This window comes from Luteibacter sp. KNZ12-1A (assembly GCF_056755675.1).
Map to the genome: position 1 here is coordinate 1 of NZ_JBPGXU010000071.1, position 20,488 is coordinate 20,488.

Consider the following 20,488-nt stretch of genomic DNA (forward strand, 5'->3'; position numbering starts at 1 on the left):
GGGGGTCACCCGGCGGCGGGGGGCCTGTTTCCGCAACCCCCCCCCCCCCCCGGGGGGGGCCCCCCACCGGGGGTTGTTGGCAAGAAATGGAAGTATGGACATCTGGACGTCTAAACGTCTGTTGACACCCACCATGTCCAGGCGTATCGTCGGTTCCACTCATCGAGACCGGCTGAGGGACAGGCCCTTTGAAGCCGGGGCAACCTGCGGATTTCCGCGACGGTGCCAACTCCTGCGGGGCGTGTTTCACGTCAGCCGATAGATGGGATGTCCGTTTCGGGGCACGCCGCCGCGTACCCGCCAGGCCGACAGTCCGTACACGGTATCCGCAGGGCTCGATCCCGAACGCAGGAACCCGGACATGTCAGCTGAGCCCCTCAAAGTGATCTCCCTCCCCGAAGCGGCCGTCCCCGCCGCGCCGCGTTGCGCGGCCGACCTCACCGAACAACGCGGTACCCGCCGCGTGTCCTTCACGCCGAAATACGGCAGCGACACCGTCGCGGTGGACGTGCGCTACCTCTGGTGCGGCGCGCCGCATGCGCCGACGGTGATCGTGCAGGGCGGTATCTCGGCCGACCGCGACGTCTGCGCCGGCCGCGAGCGCGCCGCCGGCTGGTGGCAGGAACTGGTGGGGCAGGGCGCCGCGATCGATCTCGCGGCATGCCGCGTGCTCTCGATCGACTGGCTGGTGCCGGCGGACCTGGGCGACGTCGCCTCGGTCTCCAGCGAAGACCAGGCCGCGGCGTTGGCCGCGCTGGTCGACGAGCTCGGCATCGGCCGCGTGCATGCCTTCGTCGGTTCCTCGTACGGCGCGATGACCGGCCTGGCCTTCGCGGCGCTGTACCCGGAAAAGTTGAAATCGCTGGTGCTGCTCGCCGGCGCGCATCGCCCGCATCCGCTGGCGACGGCGCAGCGTTCGGTGCAGCGCGGCATCGTGCGGCTGGGCATCGCTTCGGGCCGTACCGACGAGGCGCTGGCGCTGGCACGGCAGCTGGCGATGACCACCTATCGCGGCAGCGAGGAATTCTCGCGCCGCTTCGCCGCCGGCCCCGAGTTGCGCGACGGCCGCTTCCATTTCCCGGTGGAAGACTATCTGGAACACGCAGGTCGGCGTTTTGTCGAGCGGTTCGAGCCGGAGCGCTTCCTCGCCTTGTCCGAGTCGATCGACCTGCACGACATCTCGCCGGAATGTATTTCCACGCCCACCACGCTCGTGGGCTTTCCGTCGGATCGTCTCGTTCCGCTGGCCGACCTGTGTGAGTTGCAGCGTCGCCTCGGCGGCACCGCCACCCTCGAAGTCGTGGATTCGCCCTATGGCCACGACGCCTTCCTGAAAGAAACCGTGCAGCTCGCCCCCGTGCTGCGTCACGCACTCAACGACTGTCGCGGAGACCGCTAAGCCATGACCGATTCCCGTCTTTGTACCCGCGCCGTGCGCGCCGGCATCGAATCCGATACGCAGCACGGCGCGGTGGTACCGCCCCTGCATCTGTCCACGAACTATTCGTTCGACGGCTTCGGCCGCAAGCGCGCGTATGACTATTCGCGCAGCGGCAATCCCACCCGCGACCTGCTCGCGGACGCCCTCACCGAACTGGAAGAGGGTGCCGGCGCCGTTGTCACCGGTAGCGGCATGTCGGCGGTGGCGCTCGCGCTCGAACTGGTTCCCGCTGGATCGCTGGTGCTTGCCGCGCACGACTGCTACGGCGGTACCTGGCGCCTGCTCGATGCGTGGGCGAAGAAAGGCCGCTTCAGCGTGCGCTTCGTCGACTTCACCGATCCCTCCGCCCTTGCCGAAGGCCTCGCCGCGAAGCCTTCCCTGGTCTGGATCGAGACACCGTCGAACCCCCTGCTGCGGATCACCGACGTCCGCCATGTCGCACAGGCCGCGCATGCCGTGGGTGCGCTCGTGGTGGTCGACAACACCTTTCTTTCACCCGCGCTGCAACAGCCGCTGAAGCTCGGCGCCGACCTCGTCGTGCACTCGACAACGAAGTACATCAATGGCCACAGCGATGTCGTCGGCGGTGCGGTGATCGCCGCGGACCAGGCCGTTGCGGAACAGCTGAAGTGGTGGGGCAATTGCAATGGCCTCACCGGCTCGCCGTTCGACAGCTACCTCACCCTGCGTGGCGTGCGCACGCTGGCCGTGCGCCTGCGCGCGCACGAGGAGAATGCGCGTCGCGTCGCCGACTGCCTCGACGCGCATGGCGCCGTGCAACGGGTCTACTATCCCGGCCTTGCCTCCCATCCCGGCCATGCCCTGGCACAGCGCCAGCAAGGGGGCTTCGGCGCGATGCTGAGCTTCGAACTCGATGGCGGCACCGATGCCATCGAGGCCTTCGTCGACGGCTTGCGCTTCTTCTCGCTGGCGGAATCCCTCGGCGGCGTGGAAAGCCTGGTGGCGCACCCGGCCACCATGACGCATGCATCCATGGCGCCGGAGGCACGCCGTGTCGCCGGCATCTCCGACAGCCTGCTGCGCCTGTCGATCGGTATCGAGGATGGCGACGACCTCATCGCCGACATCGAAGCCGGCCTGGCTCGCGCCGCCGCGGTGGCCTCGGCGACCTCCAAACGCAAGGTCGGCGCATGAGCGCGGTGGCGATCGCCCCGTTGGCCGAGCCCGTACCGCGCACCGCCATCGTGCTCCTGGGAACCGGCGTGGTCGGCCGCGCCTTGCTCACCTTGCTCGGTACGCCCGCGGCACGTTCGCTACGCCTGGTGGGCGCGGCGAACTCCCGGCGCCAGCATGTGCTGCCCGATGGCGTCTCACCCGGCGAGGTGGCCGAGCGCCTGGGCAAGGCCCGCGAGGGCCGGGACAACCTGCCATTGCTGGCCGCGCTCGACGCGGCCGGCGCGACAAGGAAAGTCATTGTCGACGCCACCGCCTGCGCCATCGAAGCGAGCCGCCACGCCGAGTGGCTCGCTGCCGGTTATCACGTCGTGACCGCGAACAAGGCTCTGGCGGGCGGACACCTGTCCGGCTGGCGCGCGCTGCAAAGCGCGACGACGGGTGGCGCGGTATACGGCGACGCCGCCACGGTCGGCGCGGGATTGCCGGTGCTTTCGACCCTGCGCCGGCTACGTCATTGCGGAGATGCCCTGCTTACCCTCGAAGGCGTCTTTTCAGGCTCGCTGTCGTGGTTGTTCAACCAGTACGACGGCACCCGTCCGTTCTCGTCGCTGCTGCGCGACGCGCGGCGGCTGGGGTTCACCGAGCCCGATCCGCGCTCTGACCTCTCCGGCGAAGACGTGGCGCGCAAGCTGCTGATCATCGCGCGCAATGCGGGCTTCGCCCTCGGCAGCGATGAAGTGGAAGTGGAAAGCCTCGTGCCGGAAGCGTTGCGTGGCGTGGACACCAAGGCGTTCCTCGACCGCCTGGAAGAACTGGACGAACCCTTGCGTGAACGCCACGCGCAAGCCCGTGCGAACGGCAAGGTGCTGCGCTACCTGGCGCGGCTGAACCAGCGCGGCCGTGCGCGTGTCGGCCTGGTCGAGGTCGGCCACGATCATCCGGCCTCGCGGCTGTCGGGCACCGATAACCAGTTCGCGCTGACGACCACCCGCTACCACGCGACGCCGCTGGTCATCCAGGGGCCGGGGGCGGGGCCGGAGATCACGGCCCAGGCGTTGCTCGGCGATGTTCTGGCGCTATAAGGATCACTGACCCCGCCCGGCAAGCGAAACCTGGTGGGAGCCGACCCAACAAAAAAACCGCCCCGAAGGGCGGTTTTTTTGTTACCGGTGGCCGGTGATCTTCTCGGCCTCGTCCGCGCTTGGCGGAAGGTCCGGTTCACCCGGCTCCAGCTCGTCGTGGTGGAAGCGCGCGGCTTCCACCATCGGCGTGCGCCAGCCCGTGGCGATGCCCCAGAAGTAGAAGATCGCGCCGAGCACGGCGACCACGGCGAGGTCGTAGCCATAGGGAATGTAGTCGTGTCCGCCGAAGGTCTTGCTGCCCGCATAGGAAACCAGCGCGATCACCGGCAGGTAGACGATCAGCCACCACGCGCCCTGAAGGTGCCGGCGGAAGTCTTCCCATCCGCTCTTGGCGGTGTAATAGAAGTAGATCGGCAGGGCGACGACCATCAGCAGGATGATCTCGCCCGTGAGCGGCCACTTCGCCCAGTAGAGCAGTTCGGTGGCGAAGATGAAGGCCAGCGGGGCAAGTACCGACAGGCCGGGGATGCGCAGCGGGCGTTTCAGTTCCGGGGCGGTGCGACGCAGGGTCATCACGCTCACCGGGCCGGTGAGGTAGGAGATGATCGTCGACACCGAGATCACCGCCGCCAGCGTGCCCCAGCCGCGGAAGAAGAACAGGAAGATGAAGCTCACCACGAGGTTCAGCCACATCGCCGGGCGGGGGATGCCGAAGCGCGGATGGATGTGACCGAAGATCTTCGGCAACTGGCCGTTACGCTCCATCGCGTAGATCATGCGTGCCGTGGTGGCGGTGTAGGTGGCGCCGGTACCGCTCGGGCTGACGAAGGCGTCGGCGTAAAGCAGGATGGCCATCCAGTTGATCATCAGCGCGGTGGCGAGCTGCGCGAACGGCGATGCGTATTCGAGGCCGGCCCAGCCGTTGCCGAGCTGGTCGGGCGGAACGGCGCCGATGAAGGCCACCTGCAGCAACACGTACACCACCGTGGCCAGCAGGATCGAACCGATCACGGCGAGCGGCACGTTGCGGCCCGGATTGCGCGCTTCCCCGGCGAGGTTCACCGGACTCTGGAAGCCGTTGAAGCTGAAGACGATGCCCGAGATGGCGACGGCGGTGAGGATCGACGAGATGTCGATCGCGTGGGTGCCGCCGTGGGCACCGATGTGGAAGTTGCCGGGGTTGTAGCTTGTCGCGATCAGCGCGACGCCGGTGGCCGCCGGGACGACGAGCTTGAAGACGGTGATCGCCGTGTTGCTCTTGGCGAACAGCTTCACGCTCCAGAAATTGAGGAAGAAGTAGACCAGCACCAGCAGGACGGCGATGGCGAGGCCGGGTGGCGTGAGCTCGCCATGGCCGTTGGTGACCACGTACAGGTCCTTGGTCCACGCGGCCCATTCCCACGGCCACGAGGCCATGTACTGCACCGAGGCCTCGGCTTCCACGGGGATCACCGAGACGATGGCGATCCAGTTCGCCCAGCCAGCGATGAAGCCGACCAGCGATCCGTGTGAGTAATGGCCGTAACGGACCATGCCGCCGGATTCCGGGAACATCGCTCCCAGTTCAGCGTAGGTGATCGCGATGAAGAGGATGATGACGGCGCCGATGATCCAGGCGTAGACGGCACCGGGGCCGGCCAGCTGGGCGGCGTGCCAGGCACCGAACAACCAGCCTGAGCCGATGATCGAGCCCAGGCCGGTAAGCATGAGGGCAAAGGCGCCGACGTCGCGGCGAATAGCGCTATGAGACATGGTGACTCCGGTCGGACGGGACGGGTGGACCCCGGCCCAGGGCGGCACAAGGGCCGGATGATGACAGCCCGGGACCTCCCTGTCAGCCAGTGATGGCCGTACCCCAACCGGCACCGCGTCGATATACACTGGCCGACGCGGTAGGGATCAAGGGGTTCGGATGCGTTCGAAGGCGGTCGCCAGCACCATGTTGTTCGTTGCCATGACGGCATGCGGCGTTGCCGCAGCCGCCGAGCAATGGAGCGACAAGGGCCGGCTGATCGATTCGGAGTCCTACGACCGTACCGCCAAGGGTTTTTACTTCACCTTGTACCCCGGCGAAGACCCCGTGGAAGCCGTGCGGCGCTGCGCCATCGCGATGCGTGAACTAGGCCACCTGGCATCGGTCTCGTGCTTCGCGTACACGAGCAAGCAGCGCTTCGATACCCGCCGGGGGAAGCTGCGCATCTGCTATACGGCGGTGGCCAACTGGTGGGGCGAAGACCAGCCTGTACGGGTCGAGACGGTCGACCGGCTGCCGAGGCTGTGCCCGTCGCGCTGAGGTTCATCGCAATCGCGGACAGGGTCCGCTCTCACCAAGGCAGACGAGCACCGCCGGCTAGCCGGCTTCCCACCAGGTAACGGCTAACCCGGTGGGGGCGGACCCTGTCCGCGATTGCGCGGTCAGCACTCGATGACGTTCACCGCCAGGCCGCCACGCGAGGTTTCCTTGTACTTGTCCTTCATGTCGCGACCGGTGTCGCGCATGGTGGCGATCACCTTGTCGAGCGACACATGGTGCTTGCCGTCGGCCTTCAACGCCATGCGGCTGGCGTTGATCGCCTTGACCGCGCCCATCGCGTTGCGCTCGATGCAGGGGATCTGCACCAGGCCGCCGATGGGGTCGCAGGTGAGGCCGAGGTTGTGTTCCATGCCGATCTCGGCGGCGTTCTCCACCTGGGTCACGGTGCCGCCCAACGCCGCCGTGAGACCGCCCGCGGCCATCGAGCAAGCGACGCCCACCTCGCCCTGGCAGCCCACTTCGGCGCCGGAAATCGAGGCATTTTCCTTGTAGAGGATGCCGATGGCGCCCGCGGTGAGCAGGAACTCGACCACGCCGTCCTCGTTGGCGCCCGGACAGAAACGCCGGTAATAGTGCAGCACGGCGGGGACGATGCCCGCGGCGCCATTGGTCGGCGCGGTGACCACGCTGCCGCCGGCGGCGTTTTCTTCATTCACCGCCAGCGCATAGAGGTTGACCCAGTCGAGGATGGTGAGCGGATCGCGCAGCGCGGCTTCCGGCTGCGAGCGCAACTCGGCGGCCATCGTCGGGGCACGGCGGTTGACCTTGAGCCCACCCGGCAAGACGCCAGGGGAGCGAAGGCCACGCTCCACGCAGTCCTGCATCGCTTTCCATATCCTGAGCAGGCCGGCACGGGTTTCCGCCTCGGGGCGCCAGATGCTTTCGTTGCGCATCATCAGTTGCGCGATCGTGAGGCCGTGTTCCTTGCACAGCGCCAGCAACTGGTCGCCGGACGCGAACGGGAACGGCTGCTCGCTGGTGTCCGCCACGATGCGATCTTCCGCCGCTTCGTCCGGATTCACCACGAAACCGCCGCCGACGGAGTAGTAGTCGCGCGTGGCCAGCTCGTTGCCCTCGGCGTCGTAGGCCGAGAACCGCATGCCGTTGGTGTGGAACGGGAGCTTCTGCCGCTTGTTGAAGACGAGGTCGGCTTTCTCGTCGAAGGCGATCTCGTGGCGGCCGAGGATGCGGATGCGCTTGTCACCGCGGATGCGCTCGAGTGTCGCCGGGATCGTGTCCGGATCGACCCGATCGGGCCACTCGCCCTCCAGGCCCAGCAGGACGGCCTTGTCGGTGCCGTGGCCGCGGCCGGTCATCGCCAGGGAGCCGAACAGCTCGCAGCGGACGCGGGCTACGCGATCCAGCACGCCTTTTTCCTCCAGCCAGTGCTCGACGAAACGCGCCCCGGCACGCATCGGCCCAACGGTATGGGACGAAGACGGGCCGATACCGATCTTGAAGAGGTCGAAGACGCTGACTGCCATGGCTGCGGGAGGATTGGCTATGGGGAGCCCGCTATTCTACGCTGCGAGGCCCGACGACCCCATACACCGGCGCATGTCCCATTTCACCCTGTTCCAGCGCGACGATTGCCATCTCTGCGACCAGGCCCTGGCGGTACTGGCGGAGGCCCGGTTTCCGGATTTCGTTTCCGTATGGATCGACGATGACGACGGGCTGGAGGCGCGTTACGGCGCGCGGGTGCCGGTGCTGCGGCGGGGCGACGGGGTGGAGCTGGAGTGGCCCTTCGATGTGGAGGCGGCGCGGCGGTTCGCGGCCTGAATCGGCAACCGGGTCGGGTTCCATGGGGGCAGGGCAAGCACCCATCGCCGACAAGGTCGGCTCCCACCATGCCTACTTGCGCAGCCGCCGCAGGATTTCCTCGCGCGCTTCGCGCAGGATCGAATCCCGGTCAAGGCTGGCGACGATGTCCGCCACGGCGCGCTTGGCGCCGTGTTCACCCCAGGATTTCCCGGTCACGAGGTAATGCTCGGCGGCACGGCCGATCAGTACCGTCGCATACCAGCCCAGGGCGCCCTGGGCCGCCGCGGTGACGACGACGGACAAGCCGCCGCTCAATCCTTTCAGTGCCGAGGCCACCAGTTGCACGCCCCAGACCGCGCCCATCAATGCGGCGAGCTGGGTGGTGATCACGGCGACCAGCCGGCCCGATTCGCTCCGTGTCAGGGGCAGGCCGTAGACTCGGCCGAGTTGCACGACCATGGCCGCGTCCAGCCCGCCGGCGAGCAGCAGGTCGGCCACCGGCACGGGATTCAATGCCACGGCGACGGCCTTGGCGATGCAGTACTGGCGGATGACGCCGGAGGCCACGTCGCGCCGGGTCGCTGCGATGCGTTCGCTCACCTGGTCGGTGAGCCGGCCAGCGAACAATCCGGCGTTGATCGCGGAGAGCGCCTTGCCTTCGCGTTCGGCGATGGCAAGCAGGCGCGCTTTCAATGCGGCCACATCGGCTCCCCGGGGCACGCCGACGCGATGTTCCTTGCCCGCCGCATCGACTTCCACGACATCGCGCGGGGACGGCCGCGCCGCCACCGCGATGACGTCCTCGCGCCGGACCAGGCCGGCCGCATGCTGGCGTAGCCGTTCCAGCAGTCCCTCGCGTTCATCGTCGTTATAACGGTCGGTCTTGTTGAGGGCCAGCAGCAGCGGACGGCGGGTGGAAGCCAATGTCCGCAACGCGTCGCGTTCCTCGCGGGTGAGGTCGCCGTCGGCGACGAAGACGATCAGGTCGCTCACCTCGGCGACCTCGAAGGCGAGTTTCTCGCGTGCTTCCCCGCCCAGTTCATTGATACCGGGCGTGTCGATCAGGACGAGGCCGGCACTGGTCGCCTCGTCGAGGCGCGCCGCGTCGGCTTCGGTGGTGGTGCCGTGGAGCACGCCCACTTCGAACGCCTCGCGGCCGAGCAGGGCGTTGCCCAGTGCGGACTTGCCGGCGGAAACGCGGCCGAACACGGCCACGTGCAGTTCCTCGTTCTCCAGGCGGTCGAGCATGCGCTCGACGCGCTGGAAGTCGGCGGCCATCGCCTCGCGGACATTGGACGGTATCGAGGGGTCCTCGAGCAGGCCGCGAAGGCTTGCCGCCACCGCGCCGCCACGTTCGTCCGTGGCGGGCGGGGCGTTTCCGCCGCGACGGAAGTAGCCGGCGATGCCGCGCAGGCGTTCGCGCCAGGCCGTCATGCGCCGCTTACTTCGGTTGCAGGTTCAACGTGCCGTTGACCAGCACCTCGTTGGCGATCGTCGAGGTGTCCTTGTAGTCGCCGCTGCCGACGCCGAAGTCGAGGCGTTTCAGCGTGCCCGTAACCGAAAGCCGCGCACCGCCGGCATTCGGCGAGAAGAGCACCTTGAGCGCCACCGGCCTGGTCACGCCGTGCAGGGTGAGGTTGCCGTTGGCGATGACATCGCCCTTGGCGTCCTTGCTGAAGCCGGTGGTGATGTAGTGCGCCTTCGGAAACTTCGAGGCGTCGAAGAAGTCGCTGCCCGGCAGGGCGCCGTCACGGTCGTTGTCGCCGGTCTTCGCCGTGGCGACGTCCACCGTCACGTCGAACTTCGCGATGGCGAGGTTGGCCGGATCGTAGCTGATCGCGGCGTCGAACTTGCCGAAGGCGCCATCGAACTGCTGGCCCTGGAACTTGCCGCTGAAGCCGAGCGTGCTGCCGGGACCGACCTTGTAGTCGGCGGCGGAAGCGGCGAAAGGCAAGGCCATTGCGAGACCGAGCACGGACAGGCGGCGGATCGTCGGATTCATGGCGTATCTCCGGGAGAAGTGGGGGTGGTTCGCTTCACGCGGCCGAACGGCAGCATGCGGCGGAGGGTGTCGTCGCGATCGATGATGTGGTGCTTCAGCGCGCCACCCACGTGGGCGACGAGCACGAGAAGCAGGAACCAGAACAGGTATTCGTGAACCGTGCCGAGGAGATTGGAAAGTGTTTCGTTCTTCTCCAGCAGGGCCGGGAGGTTGAACTGCTTGAAATACTGCAGGGGATAGCCATGCGCCGAATTGTACGCCCAGCCCGTGAGCGGGATCGCGACGATCAACAAGTAGAGCAACCCATGCACGACGTGCGCGGCGGCCTTCTGCCAGCCAGGCGCGGGTTCATCGGACGGGCGGCGATCGATCGTGCGCCAGAGCACGCGCAGCAGGAACAGCGCCAGGACGGTCAGGCCGATCGATTTGTGCAGCGCGAACATGTTGATCTTGTTCAGCGATGGCTTGAGGCCATCCATCCAGAAGGCGAACGCGCCGTTGCCCAGGACCAACAAGGCCATCGTCCAGTGGAAGGTCTTGGCGACGGGACTCCAGCGGGTCTGATCACCGCGCAGCGGCATGGTTCGTCTCCTTGCTTTGGTCGGCGGATTCACCGCCGCGGATGCCTTCGATCTCCAGCCATACCGATACGGCGGTACCGATCGAGTTGCGGTTGGAGGTCATGCCGTAGGTGGTGCGGTCGAGGATGACCTGGGCCGAGAAGCCGGCCACGGTGTGCAGCCCGTAGATCGTCTTGCCGATGCGGTTCACGCGGAACGGAATGTCCAGCGGCAACGTCGTGCCGCGCAGGGTGAGCTTGCCATGCACGACGCCCTCGTCGTCGTTTCGTTTCTCCACGGATTCGCTGACGTAGCGTGCGGTGGCGGCACGGTCGCTATCGAGCAGGCTGGACCCGCGTACCGCCTTGTCCCATTCGCTGTCGCCCATGTCCACGGAAGTCAGGTCGATGGTCGCGTCGACCGACGACTTCGACCAGTCGTCGCGATCGAAGACGATCGTGCCGCTCGTGATGCGCAGCCGGCCGAACGATCGTGAAAACCCATTGTGGTCGACATTGAAGACGACCTGGCTGTGCACGGGGTCCATGCGATACGTGACGGCTTCCGCGTGGGCCGCGAGCGGCACGGCGGCCAGCGCGAAAGGCAGGATGGAACGGACGAGACGCATGCGGGGTAGCCTGCTGCCTGGGGGCCGCCAGGCGGCCGATGGAAAGAGTGTGGCCGAGCCGCACGGCCTTGTCAGCCCGGTTGCCGCGAACGGATCGTTCACTCAGCGATCCCGCAAGACTTCGCCGGTCAATTCGGCGAGGCGGCGCAGGCGGGACGTCCCGGCGTCGGCGAGCAGTTCGCGCATCCGCTCGCTCGCATCGGCCTGGTCCAGCGTGCGCCGGTCCGCCAGCGTCGCCGCCAGGCCGCGCCCGAAGCTGTCGAAAATGAGCGCGTAGGCAAAAGCGTGCAAGACACCGCCGCCAAGCGTGCCCAGGCCCGGGAAGGCCTTCATCGCGTTACCCGCCACGGCGAGCACCACCGAGGTTCCGGTGCGCAAGGTCATGCGAACCTGGCGCAGGAGATTGTCGATCTCGACATCGGTCACCCGGACGCCGTGGAGGTCGGCGAGGGCGCGAACCATGCCCGTGGCGAGGATGCCCTGGATGACCAGATCGCTTCCCGGCGCGACCGCGGCCATCGCGCCGACGACGGCGCGTCGCGCGTAGCGGTGGACGATGCGCTCCGACTCCACGGCGCGGTACGCGGCCTCTTGTTCCGCCGTGCGTTCGTGCAGGCCGGCGAGTACCGCGTTTTCGCGCAGCGCCTCCAGCGCCGCCGCGCCCGGCGCCAGGAGTCGGCGCAGCGCATCGAGCAGCGGCTGCACGTCGGCGGCGCGCCTCCGGGTGACGTCTTCGGTATCTCCACCGGGCAGGCGCCGCGTGAAGCGTTCCTCTCCACCGGCGCTGATCGCGACCACGGCATCCGGTATCCCGGCGGCCTGTTCGCGAACGCGGGCCAGGATGCGCTCGCGCTCGGCCGGTCCCCACTGGTCGGCCTTGTTCACCGCGAGCAGCAATGGCTTGCCGAAGTCGCCCAGCCAGCGCAATTCATCCGCCTGGGTGCGGGTAAGATCGCCTGCGCAGACGTAGATCACGGCGTGCGCACGCAACGCTTCGTGCCGGGCAAGCCGTTCGCGCGATTCACCATCCGCCTCGGCGGAGCCGGGCACATCGGCGATCGTCCAGCGTTCGCCCACCGGGGTGTCGCCCTCGTAATGCGCGATTTCCCTCGTGGTTCCCCCGAGCACGTCGCTGGATGGCGAGGCGCCCGGTACCAGCGCCGCGATCAGCGTCGATTTGCCTGTGGATATCTCGCCGAATACCGCGACATAGACGTGCGCGCTCTCGCGGCGACGGTCGAGTTCGTCCAGTTCACTACGAAGTTCCTCAACGCCGGCGTCGGTTTCCCGCAACCTGGCGATACGCGCCTCAAGGGACGCACGGTCCGGTGCGACGACGGGGGCGCGTGGCTTGCGAGGGCGCAGCCACCATGTGGCGAGGCCCGCGCCGAGGACCGCCAGGGCGACCAGAAGACCGCCGACCACCCAGCGCAGACCCTCGGGCAATCCCATGAAACGCTGGGCGAGCGCGACTGCGCGGTCGAGTGCCGCCAGCAGCAGCCAGACAACGGCGGCGAAACCGATGGTTGCGACAAGGAGGCGGAGTCGGCCGGACATTCCCCCATTCTACGGGTAGCGGGTAGGCACGCACCTACACCCTCAGCCAGAGTCCGCCTATTTTGCCCCCGTCGCTGCCATGGCATCATCGGGCTCGTACCGGGAACCTGCGTATGCATTACACGCTCATCACGAGATGGATCCTCGTGGCCACGATCTTCGTGATCGCGGCCCCCCTCGCCACCCAAGCGGCCACCATGCCGCCGGTCCCCACGCCGCAGTTCCGCAGCTACGGATTGCATGAAGGCCTGCCCAGCAGCAAGGTCCAGGCCGTAGCCCAGGACGCCCGGGGCTTCATCTGGGTGGGCACGTCGGTCGGCCTGTCCCGTTTCGATGGCGTCGAATTCACCACCCCTGGCATCGGCCCGGACTTCACCCACCCGTTACCCACCGGTGGCGTGGTGGCCCTGCTGGTGGATTCCGCCGATCGCCTTTGGATCGGCGGACCCGAAATCGGACTCGGACGCTACGACCCCGCAAGCGGCGGTTTCGTGCAATGGCACGATAGCCTGGCCGACAACGACGTTCGCGCCATCGCGCAGGCGCGCGACGGTTCGATCTGGATCGGAACCGGTGGCGGTCTCGCCCATATGCAGGCCGACGGCAGCGCCTTCGAACATCGTCATGCGGGCGCCGATGGGCCATCGTCGGCATCGATTCGTGCCGTCCACGCGTCCGACGACGGTCGTGTATGGATCGGTTCGGACGGCGGCGTGGATGTCGTCGATGCGTCCGGCCGGATCGACCGCGTGCCCTTCGAAGATGGAAGCCATCCACGCGTACTGCGGATCGACGGCCACGCGGCGGAGTTACGCTTCGCGACCGAACGAGGCCTTTACCGCCTGTCCCACGACGGTCAGTTGCGCCGCGACCGCCGCCTCCCCGTGTCGACCGCCTATGCCTCCCTTGTCGACAGCCACGGCAGCTTATGGCTCGCGGGCGTGGATGGCTTGTCGATGCTCGATCGCTACGGACGCCTGCACGCCGTACCGGGCTCCTGGACCGCATCCGGAGGACTACCCGGACGTAGCGTGCGCGGCATGTTGGAGGATCGGGAACATGGCCTGTGGTTCGCCTTGAGCGATGGCGGGCTGGCTTACCTCGGTCCGGCCTGGGAAGACTTCACCCGCTTCGCCCATGTCGCTACCGATCGCTTCAGTTTTCCCGGCCGTTCGGTCACGGCCGTGGCCGCTCACGGAAGCACGCAACTGTGGGTCGGTGGCCTGCGCGGGTGGATACGACGTTTCAATCCCGCCACGGGGCGCACCGATGAAGGATTCGATATCGGGTCCGTACGCGTGCAATCGTTGCTCGAAGTATCGCGTGGCCTGTTGATCGGCACGGTGGACGGCCTGTCGCTCGCGCGGCGTGGACGCGCGTGGCCACTGTTGCGGGCAAGCATCGACCGGCCCGTGACCACGATAGTCGCGGGAAACGACGGAACCGTCTATGTCGCTTCGTTGGGCCAGGGCCTCTTCGCGCTCGACGCCAAGCTCACCCAGGCCACCGCGATTCCCTTCGCCGAGTTGCGGCGCGGCGCGGCGGATACGCGCCAGATCGAGATCGTCGCCGGCGAACTCTGGCAAGCCAGCCTGGCCGGTCTCGCGCGACTCGACCGCGGTTCGGGCGACATGCGTTTCATCGAAGGTGTCGCGCCCGGCCGGGTCAATGCCTTCGAGCCCGAGGAGGACGGCTTCTGGGTCGTACGCCCGGATGCCCTGGAACACTACCGCTGGGATGGCCGGCGAGCGCAGCGCGATCGCCATGCCGGTGGCGTGGATGGATTCCCCTCGTCGGATATCCTCAACGTGCGCCGCGACGTCGTTGGCCGCATCTGGCTGTACGGTCACACCGGGGTGTGGCGCTTCGATCCGGGCAGCGGCAATTTTCGTCCGTTCGGCCTCGCCGACGGATTGGCCAGCGGCGAGTTCACCAACGCGACAACCGTGCTGCTCGATGACGGCACGATGTACGGTGCCACCCTCGGGGGCCTCGTGGGGTTCAGGCCCGATCGTCAGCGCGATCACATACGGGCGCCCGCCATCGCGGTGCTCGGCGCCACGGTGTCGCGCGGCGGCGTTCGCCAGGTCGTGCCGGTCGAAAACGGATCATTGCGCCTTGCCTGGAACGATCGCGAACTGATCGTACGGGCGCGTGCCCTTTCCTACGTCAATCCGGATCGTAACCACCTGGTTTTCACCCTCCAGCACGATGGCGGTACGACGGTGTTGCGCACGGGAAAGGATGGCGAGCGTAACTTCGGCCCGCTCCGTGCGGGCACCTATCGGCTGGTGATCTCCGGCTCGGGGCGCGACGAAGTGAATGGATCGCTTCCCGAGCCACTGACGATCATGGTCGATGCGCCGCCGTGGTTTCGCTGGTGGGCATGGCTCGCCTACGTGGTCACCCTGGGTGGTGTCATCCTCGCCATCGTCGTCAGTACGCGCCGGCGCGTGCGCCAGGCCATGCGGCTCAAGCTTGCCGAACAACAGAAACGTCTTGCTGAAGAGGCGAACGCGGCAAAGACCGATTTCATGGCGACGCTCGGCCATGAGATCCGTACGCCGATGACCGGCGTGCTCGGCATGGCGGAACTGATGGCGAGAACCCCGCTCGACGATACCCAGCGAAGCTATGTCGAGGCGGTTCGCCGCTCGGGGGCTACCTTGTTGCGGCTGGTCAACGATGCGCTGGACATCACCCGCATCGAGTCGCGCCGCTTGGTTCTCGAGTCGGAATGTGTCTCGCTACGCGCCATCGGCGAGGAAGTGGTCGCATTGGCCACCGGCGGCGCGGGGGAGAAGGGCCTGGTGCTTTCATCGACGATCGATGCCGGCGTACCCGAGGCCATCCGCGGCGATGCGATCCGTCTTCGTCAGATTCTTCAGAATCTCGTGAACAACGCGGTGAAATTCACCGAGCGCGGTGGGGTGTCCTTGCACATGGGGCGCGATGGCGGAACCCTGGTCATGACGGTGAGCGACAGCGGCCCGGGCATGTCCGCGGCATTGTGCTCACGTGTGTTTTCCCGGTTCGAGCAGGGAGGGTCACCGCAGCGTGCCCAGGGATGCGGGCTGGGCCTTGCGATCTGCCACGAGCTCTGCATCCTGATGGGCGGCAGCATCCGTGTGAGCAGTGAGCCAGGGCGGGGAAGTTCCTTCGTCGTGCAACTGCCGTTCGAGGCCTGTACGTGCGAGGGCCACGCCGGCAGCTCCGTTCCATCGTTCGCCCTCACCGGGAAACGGCTGCTCCTGGTCGAGGACGATGCCCTCGTCAGCGAGGTGATCGCCGGCTTGCTGGGCCGGCGTGGGCATGTGGTCACGGCGGTCGCCGACGGACTCGCCGCCATGACGGAATTGTCGCGCGGCAGCTTCGACGCGATGCTGCTCGACCTGGACTTGCCGGTGGTCGACGGTTTCCAGGTGGCGCGCCTCGTCCGCCGCATGGAACACCTGGATGGTTTGCCGATCATCGCCGTCACGGCGCGCTCCGCCGGTGATGAACTGGCGGCGATCCGCGAGGCGGGCATGGATGCCTTGTTGCGCAAACCCATGACGGGCGACGACCTGGAAGCGGTGCTGGACAGCGTCTGTCACGCATCGGCCGCCGCGATGCAGTGATGGTTTCTTCCTCGGGTCGGCTCCCACCAGATCGGTTCCGCTGGAAAACCCGCGCTAGCCGAATCGCCGGAAATAGGCGAGAGCGCCCACGACCAGTAGTGTCGTCGGCAACAGGTTCGCCAGCAGCGGCGGCATGCCGTACACGGTGCCGAAGTTGACCATGGCGCCTTGCAGGAAGTACCAGCCGATCGCGAGGATGATGCCGATGAAGAGACGCTTGCCCAGGCCGCCCGAACGAAGCGAGCCGAACGCGAACGGCATGGCGCACAGGACCAGCACGAGCGTGTTCACCGCGAACAATGCACGCCCCCAGAAGGCCACGGCGTAGGCGCCGGGATTCTGCCCGTTGGCTTCGAGATAGCGCATGTTGCGGCGCAGGTCGGCCATCGAGAGGTATTCGGGGTGGATCACCGATTGTTCGAGCACGTGCGGATTCAGGCGTGAAGCCCAGGTTTGCGTGTCTTCGTGCGAGGAATGCGTGCCCTGGGCGTCGAGCGTGGTGGTGCGCACATTGGTCATCACCCAGCGGTTGCCATCGTGGATGGCGCTGTCGCCGTGCGAGAACACACTCACCTGGCCGTCCGGCGTGAAGGTGTAGACGCGGACATCGACCAGCTTCACCGTGGTGCGGTCGCCGTCCTGCGTGGCGATGGCCGACTTGGCGTTGATGATCTTGCCGCCATCGCGTGCCCATAGGCCGCTGCTGGTGGAGCCGAGGTTGCTCGAACGCATGCGTACCTGGATCGCCTGGGCATGCTGGTCGCCATAGGGTCCGGCGGTCTCGCCCATGATGACGACCCCGACGGTGAGCACGGCGATCACGCCCGCCGCCGAGGCGGCGATGCGCAGCTTCGACATGCCCGCGGCGCGCAATGCGGTCAGTTCTCCCGTGGCGGCGAGGCCACCCAGGCCGAGAAGGCCGCCGATCAACGCGGCGTTGCTGAACATCTGGTACAGGCGCCGCGGCACCGTGAGCATGATGTACGCGATGGCGTCGTACAGCGTGAAGCCGTTCTTGCCGATATTGCCCAGCTGGCGGACGAACTGGGTGAGCGCGTCGAAGCCGGTCAGCACCAGCCAGACGAGGAGGAGGGTACCGAGGACGCTGGCGCCGATCAGCCGGTCGGCGCGCTTGATCGTCAGCGTGGCCATCAGTGGGCTCCCTTCACGCGCCGGGCGCTGTTCTGCCGCCAGAAATACCAGGCCGCCACGCCGAACACGATGGCGTGCAGCACCCAGATGGGAGCCGAGGTATGCAGGTGTCCCTTGATGATCTGCGCGCGGGCGATCAACTGCCAGACCACGTAGAGGAAATACGCCAGCACGGCGATCAGCAGGCGTCCGTAGCGGGCGTCGCGCGGTGCCTGGCGCGACATCGGCAACACCATCATCATCAGCACCAGCGTGCTGACGGGAGCGGCGAAGCGGGAAACGAGTTCGCCCAGGTTCTCCGGCGTGATGTCCTTGAACAGGTCGGTGGTCGCCGATTCGTGGGCCGGATCGGTGTCGTCGTCATCGTCCGAGATGGAGGAGAGCGATGCATCGTTGCGCTCGTATTTCATCCGCCGCCAGTTATCGCCGGCAAGGGGAATCTCGAACTGCCAGCCGTCGTACAGGGCGAGGAAGCGGTTCTGGCCGTCGCTTTCCTGATACATGCGGCCACTCTTGGCGCTGATCACGCGGACCTGTGGACGGCCTTCGCTGTCCGTGCGGTCGGTGGCCAGGAAGGTCTTGCCCAGCACGGTGCCGTCGCGGCTCAGCGTGTCGACGAAGATGATGCCGCCCTTGCCGGGCAGTTCGGTGAAGCGGCCGGCGTCGAGGCCGGCGGCGATCACGGATTTGTTCGCCGCGGCGATCACCTGGTCGGCCGTGCGCGCCGAAAGGGGGCCGAGCCAGAGCGACACCAGGCCGACCACGATGGTGGACAGCACGGCCAGCAGGGTGACGGGGCGGAGCATGCCGCGCGGGCCCATGCCCGAGGAGGCCAGCACGTGCATCTCGCTCTCTCGGTACATGCGGCCCAGGGCGATCAGGGTGCCGAGGAAGGCCGACATGGGCAGCAGGGTGGAAAGTAGGTCGACCATCTGCAGGCCCAGCACCTCGAACATCACGCTGGGCTGGATGCTGCCGTTGGCTACTTTCTGCAACACGGTCGCGAACGCGCCGCCGGCGAAGATCACCAGTAGCACGATGGCCGTCGCGAGCACCCCGTAGGCAAGTTCGCGCAGGAAATAACGGTCGAGGATGCTGAGCATTTGATAGAATTGGCGGTTCGTGCCGCGTCAGTCCCGGCCGGCAAACCATAAGTCTAGCCTGTCCGGACCCCCGGCGGGCTTTCGCAGGACAGTAAGCTATGACGGTTCAGTTCAGCCTCGGTTCCAACGCTCCCGAATCCACCGCCACCCCGGTGGCGGTGGTCGGCGTCTACGAGAACGGTGTCCTGACCAGCGCCGCGGCGCGGATCGATACCGCCGCGAACGGGGCGATCAAGCGCCTGGTCGAGGCCGGGGACGTCACGGGCAAGGTCGGCAACGTCGTCACCCTGCTGCAGCCGGCGGGCGTGGCCGCCGCCCGCGTGCTCATCCTGGGCCTGGGCGCGCAGAAGTCCTTCGACGCCGCCCGCTACCAGCGAGTCACCCAGGAAGCCGCCCGGGCGATCGGTCGCTTGCCCGTCACGGAAGCCGTCAGCTGGCTGCCCGAGATCGACGTGCCCGGTCGCGACGCCGCCTGGCGCCTGCGCGTCGCCGCCCTGGTCACCGACCATGCCGCTTATCGTTATACCGCCACGCTGAAGCCGCGCGACAAGGCGCCGCCGGAACTGGCCTCGGTCACCCTGGTCGGTCCCGCCGAAGGCGAGGCCGGTCTCGCCGAGGCCCGCGCCATCGCCGAGGGCGTGCGTTACGCCCGCGAGCTGGGCAACCTTCCGCCGAACATCTGCAACCCCGACTACATCGCCGACCAGGCGCGTGCCTTCGCCGACGCCCACGAGGGCGTCACCTTCGAAGCGCTCGACCGCGCCGACATGGAGCGCGAGGGCTTCGGTTCGCTGCTCGCCGTGGCGCGCGGCTCGGCGAATGCGCCGCGGCTGGTCATCCTGCAGTGGAACGGGGGCAAGGAAGGCGAGAAACCCTACGCCTTCGTCGGCAAGGGCATCACCTTCGACACCGGCGGCGTCAGCCTCAAGCCGGGCCCCGGCATGGAAGAGATGAAGTTCGACATGTGCGGCGCGGCCGGCGTGCTCGGCGCCTTCGTCGCCGCGGTGAAGCTCAACCTGCCGGTGAACCTGGTCTGCGTGGTCCCGGCGGTGGAAAACATGCCGGACGGCGCCGCGTATCGTCCGGGCGACGTCCTCACCAGTCTCTCGGGGATCACCATCGAGGTGCTGAACACCGACGCCGAGGGCCGGCTGATCCTCTGCGACGCGCTCACCTACACGGGCAAGCGCTTCGATCCCCACACCATCATCGACGCCGCCACCCTGACCGGTGCCTGCGTCGTCGCCCTGGGCAAGCACGCCAGCGGCCTGATGACCAAGGACGAGACGCTCTCCGCCGAACTGCTCGCCGCGGGCGAGGCCACGCTCGATCGCGCATGGCGCCTGCCGCTGTGGGACGACTACCAGAGCCAGCTCGAATCCGGTTTCGCCGACGTGGCCAATATCGGCGGCAAGTACGCCGGTGCGATCACGGCCGGTTGTTTCCTCGCCCGTTTCACCGAGGGCCGCCGTTGGGCGCACCTGGACATCGCCGGCACCGCGTGGGACGAAGGCCGCAAGGGCATGGCCACGGGCCGCCCCGTGCCGCTCCTGACCCAATGGCTGCTAGACCGCGTCGCCGCCGGCTGATTCCGCTCCGATGCCGCGTGCCGATTTCTACCTGATCGACAAGCCTCGGTTCCGCGAGGACCCGCTGCTCCTGGTCTGCGAACTCGCCAAGCGCGCGTTCGCGGCCCAGCAGCCGACCCTGATCCTCACCCGCGATTTCGAGCAGGCAGAGGCGGTCGACGAATACCTGTGGTCGTTCGACGAGGACAGCTTCATTCCGCACCAGCTCGCGGGCGACGATGACGACGCGAACACCGCGGTGCTGATCGTGCCGCCGGGCGTGGAAACCGCCGACCGGCCGATGGTGATCAACCTGCGCGATACCTGCGCGCAGGGCCGCTTCGACAGGGTGCTGGAAGTGGTCGCTGCCGATCCGGCGGAACGCGAGGGATCGCGGGTGCGCTGGACGGAATACAAGAAGGCGGGTTTCGAGGTGAACAAGCACGACATGTGAGCCGATGGCTCGCGTGTCGCCGCATCGGCGCCCAAGGGGGCGCCCCCCCCCGCCCCCGGGGGCCCCCCCCCCCCCGAAGACCCGGGGGGGCCGCCCCCGTGCGGGG

17 protein-coding genes and 1 riboswitch are annotated in these 20,488 nt (G+C 67.4%); of the genes, 8 read left to right on the top strand and 9 right to left on the bottom strand.

Translation table 11 applies throughout. The annotated features are described in order from the left end of the window. The first annotated feature begins 156 nt into the window (after positions 1-156). Positions 157-269: riboswitch (SAM riboswitch) on the top strand. A 92-nt stretch (positions 270-361) separates the two neighbouring features. Genes metX through ACR9ZJ_RS13785 form a run of 3 tightly spaced genes read left to right on the top strand, consistent with a single transcriptional unit; the run spans position 362 to position 3,660 of the window. Then, entirely contained in the window at positions 362-1,399 is a 1,038-nt protein-coding gene (gene metX / locus ACR9ZJ_RS13775; protein WP_481281265.1) for a homoserine O-succinyltransferase MetX, read from the top strand. Positions 1,400-1,402: 3 nt separating this feature from the next. Further along, complete coding sequence (gene metB, locus ACR9ZJ_RS13780; protein WP_481288065.1) at positions 1,403-2,596, top strand: cystathionine gamma-synthase; 1,194 nt, start codon at positions 1,403-1,405, stop codon at positions 2,594-2,596. Next, positions 2,593-3,660, top strand: coding sequence for a homoserine dehydrogenase family protein (locus ACR9ZJ_RS13785; RefSeq protein WP_481281263.1), 1,068 nt, complete (start codon positions 2,593-2,595; stop codon positions 3,658-3,660). The genes metB and ACR9ZJ_RS13785 overlap by 4 nt, the downstream gene beginning before the upstream one ends. Before the next feature lie 81 nt (positions 3,661-3,741). On the opposite strand, the gene ACR9ZJ_RS13790 is transcribed toward ACR9ZJ_RS13785, so the two are convergent. Continuing rightward, the gene (locus ACR9ZJ_RS13790) at positions 3,742-5,412 is read right to left on the bottom strand and encodes an APC family permease (RefSeq protein WP_481281262.1); all 1,671 of its coding nucleotides are present in this window, start codon (positions 5,410-5,412) and stop codon (positions 3,742-3,744) included. 160 nt (positions 5,413-5,572) lie between these two features. On the opposite strand from ACR9ZJ_RS13790, the gene ACR9ZJ_RS13795 reads away from it, so the two are divergent. Beyond that, positions 5,573-5,953, top strand: coding sequence for a hypothetical protein (locus tag ACR9ZJ_RS13795; RefSeq protein ID WP_371022255.1), 381 nt, complete (start codon positions 5,573-5,575; stop codon positions 5,951-5,953). A gap of 122 nt (positions 5,954-6,075) precedes the next feature. On the opposite strand, the gene ACR9ZJ_RS13800 is transcribed toward ACR9ZJ_RS13795, so the two are convergent. Continuing rightward, on the bottom strand, positions 6,076-7,458 hold the full coding sequence (locus tag ACR9ZJ_RS13800) for an L-serine ammonia-lyase (RefSeq protein WP_481281261.1): 1,383 nt from the start codon (positions 7,456-7,458) through the stop codon (positions 6,076-6,078). A gap of 73 nt (positions 7,459-7,531) precedes the next feature. On the opposite strand from ACR9ZJ_RS13800, the gene ACR9ZJ_RS13805 reads away from it, so the two are divergent. Next, positions 7,532-7,756, top strand: coding sequence for a glutaredoxin family protein (locus tag ACR9ZJ_RS13805; protein WP_481281260.1), 225 nt, complete (start codon positions 7,532-7,534; stop codon positions 7,754-7,756). A 72-nt stretch (positions 7,757-7,828) separates the two neighbouring features. Here ACR9ZJ_RS13805 and ACR9ZJ_RS13810 read toward each other — a convergent pair whose 3' ends face one another. From ACR9ZJ_RS13810 to ACR9ZJ_RS13830, 5 genes are all read right to left on the bottom strand, one after another. Continuing rightward, complete coding sequence (locus ACR9ZJ_RS13810) at positions 7,829-9,172, bottom strand: DUF697 domain-containing protein (RefSeq protein ID WP_481288066.1); 1,344 nt, start codon at positions 9,170-9,172, stop codon at positions 7,829-7,831. 7 nt (positions 9,173-9,179) lie between these two features. Beyond that, positions 9,180-9,740, bottom strand: coding sequence for a YceI family protein (locus ACR9ZJ_RS13815; RefSeq protein ID WP_481288067.1), 561 nt, complete (start codon positions 9,738-9,740; stop codon positions 9,180-9,182). After that, entirely contained in the window at positions 9,737-10,321 is a 585-nt protein-coding gene (locus ACR9ZJ_RS13820; RefSeq protein WP_481288068.1) for a cytochrome b, read from the bottom strand. The genes ACR9ZJ_RS13815 and ACR9ZJ_RS13820 overlap by 4 nt, the downstream gene beginning before the upstream one ends. Then, a complete protein-coding gene (locus ACR9ZJ_RS13825; RefSeq protein WP_481288069.1) occupies positions 10,305-10,928 on the bottom strand; it encodes a YceI family protein in 624 nt (207 codons plus the stop codon). The genes ACR9ZJ_RS13820 and ACR9ZJ_RS13825 overlap by 17 nt, the downstream gene beginning before the upstream one ends. Positions 10,929-11,030: 102 nt before the next feature. Beyond that, on the bottom strand, positions 11,031-12,485 hold the full coding sequence (locus tag ACR9ZJ_RS13830) for a GTPase (protein ID WP_481288070.1): 1,455 nt from the start codon (positions 12,483-12,485) through the stop codon (positions 11,031-11,033). A 113-nt stretch (positions 12,486-12,598) separates the two neighbouring features. On the opposite strand from ACR9ZJ_RS13830, the gene ACR9ZJ_RS13835 reads away from it, so the two are divergent. Continuing rightward, complete coding sequence (locus ACR9ZJ_RS13835; RefSeq protein ID WP_481288071.1) at positions 12,599-16,105, top strand: hybrid sensor histidine kinase/response regulator; 3,507 nt, start codon at positions 12,599-12,601, stop codon at positions 16,103-16,105. A gap of 54 nt (positions 16,106-16,159) precedes the next feature. Here the strand turns inward: ACR9ZJ_RS13835 and lptG are convergent, their stop codons facing one another. Both lptG and lptF read right to left on the bottom strand, forming a co-directional pair. Next, the gene (gene lptG / locus ACR9ZJ_RS13840) at positions 16,160-17,257 is read right to left on the bottom strand and encodes an LPS export ABC transporter permease LptG (protein WP_481281253.1); all 1,098 of its coding nucleotides are present in this window, start codon (positions 17,255-17,257) and stop codon (positions 16,160-16,162) included. Next, positions 17,257-18,360: an LPS export ABC transporter permease LptF gene (lptF, locus tag ACR9ZJ_RS13845; RefSeq protein ID WP_481281252.1), complete on the bottom strand. Its 1,104-nt coding sequence runs from the start codon at positions 18,358-18,360 to the stop codon at positions 17,257-17,259. Before lptF ends, lptG begins: the two co-directional genes overlap by 1 nt. A 98-nt stretch (positions 18,361-18,458) precedes the next feature. On the opposite strand from lptF, the gene ACR9ZJ_RS13850 reads away from it, so the two are divergent. Next, positions 18,459-19,949, top strand: a complete 1,491-nt coding sequence (locus ACR9ZJ_RS13850) for a leucyl aminopeptidase (protein ID WP_481288072.1) — start codon at positions 18,459-18,461, stop codon at positions 19,947-19,949. A 10-nt stretch (positions 19,950-19,959) separates the two neighbouring features. Beyond that, entirely contained in the window at positions 19,960-20,382 is a 423-nt protein-coding gene (locus ACR9ZJ_RS13855; protein WP_426286975.1) for a DNA polymerase III subunit chi, read from the top strand. Positions 20,383-20,488: the final 106 nt, after the last annotated feature.

Coding starts and splice junctions, on each gene's coding strand:
- metX (WP_481281265.1), top strand. CDS start 362: ATGTCAGCTGAGCCCCTCAAAGTGATCTCCCTCCCCGAAGCGGCCGTC.
- metB (WP_481288065.1), top strand. CDS start 1,403: ATGACCGATTCCCGTCTTTGTACCCGCGCCGTGCGCGCCGGCATCGAA.
- ACR9ZJ_RS13785 (WP_481281263.1), top strand. CDS start 2,593: ATGAGCGCGGTGGCGATCGCCCCGTTGGCCGAGCCCGTACCGCGCACC.
- ACR9ZJ_RS13790 (WP_481281262.1), bottom strand. CDS start 5,412: ATGTCTCATAGCGCTATTCGCCGCGACGTCGGCGCCTTTGCCCTCATG.
- ACR9ZJ_RS13795 (WP_371022255.1), top strand. CDS start 5,573: ATGCGTTCGAAGGCGGTCGCCAGCACCATGTTGTTCGTTGCCATGACG.
- ACR9ZJ_RS13800 (WP_481281261.1), bottom strand. CDS start 7,458: ATGGCAGTCAGCGTCTTCGACCTCTTCAAGATCGGTATCGGCCCGTCT.
- ACR9ZJ_RS13805 (WP_481281260.1), top strand. CDS start 7,532: ATGTCCCATTTCACCCTGTTCCAGCGCGACGATTGCCATCTCTGCGAC.
- ACR9ZJ_RS13810 (WP_481288066.1), bottom strand. CDS start 9,172: ATGACGGCCTGGCGCGAACGCCTGCGCGGCATCGCCGGCTACTTCCGT.
- ACR9ZJ_RS13815 (WP_481288067.1), bottom strand. CDS start 9,740: ATGAATCCGACGATCCGCCGCCTGTCCGTGCTCGGTCTCGCAATGGCC.
- ACR9ZJ_RS13820 (WP_481288068.1), bottom strand. CDS start 10,321: ATGCCGCTGCGCGGTGATCAGACCCGCTGGAGTCCCGTCGCCAAGACC.
- ACR9ZJ_RS13825 (WP_481288069.1), bottom strand. CDS start 10,928: ATGCGTCTCGTCCGTTCCATCCTGCCTTTCGCGCTGGCCGCCGTGCCG.
- ACR9ZJ_RS13830 (WP_481288070.1), bottom strand. CDS start 12,485: ATGTCCGGCCGACTCCGCCTCCTTGTCGCAACCATCGGTTTCGCCGCC.
- ACR9ZJ_RS13835 (WP_481288071.1), top strand. CDS start 12,599: ATGCATTACACGCTCATCACGAGATGGATCCTCGTGGCCACGATCTTC.
- lptG (WP_481281253.1), bottom strand. CDS start 17,257: ATGGCCACGCTGACGATCAAGCGCGCCGACCGGCTGATCGGCGCCAGC.
- lptF (WP_481281252.1), bottom strand. CDS start 18,360: ATGCTCAGCATCCTCGACCGTTATTTCCTGCGCGAACTTGCCTACGGG.
- ACR9ZJ_RS13850 (WP_481288072.1), top strand. CDS start 18,459: ATGACGGTTCAGTTCAGCCTCGGTTCCAACGCTCCCGAATCCACCGCC.
- ACR9ZJ_RS13855 (WP_426286975.1), top strand. CDS start 19,960: ATGCCGCGTGCCGATTTCTACCTGATCGACAAGCCTCGGTTCCGCGAG.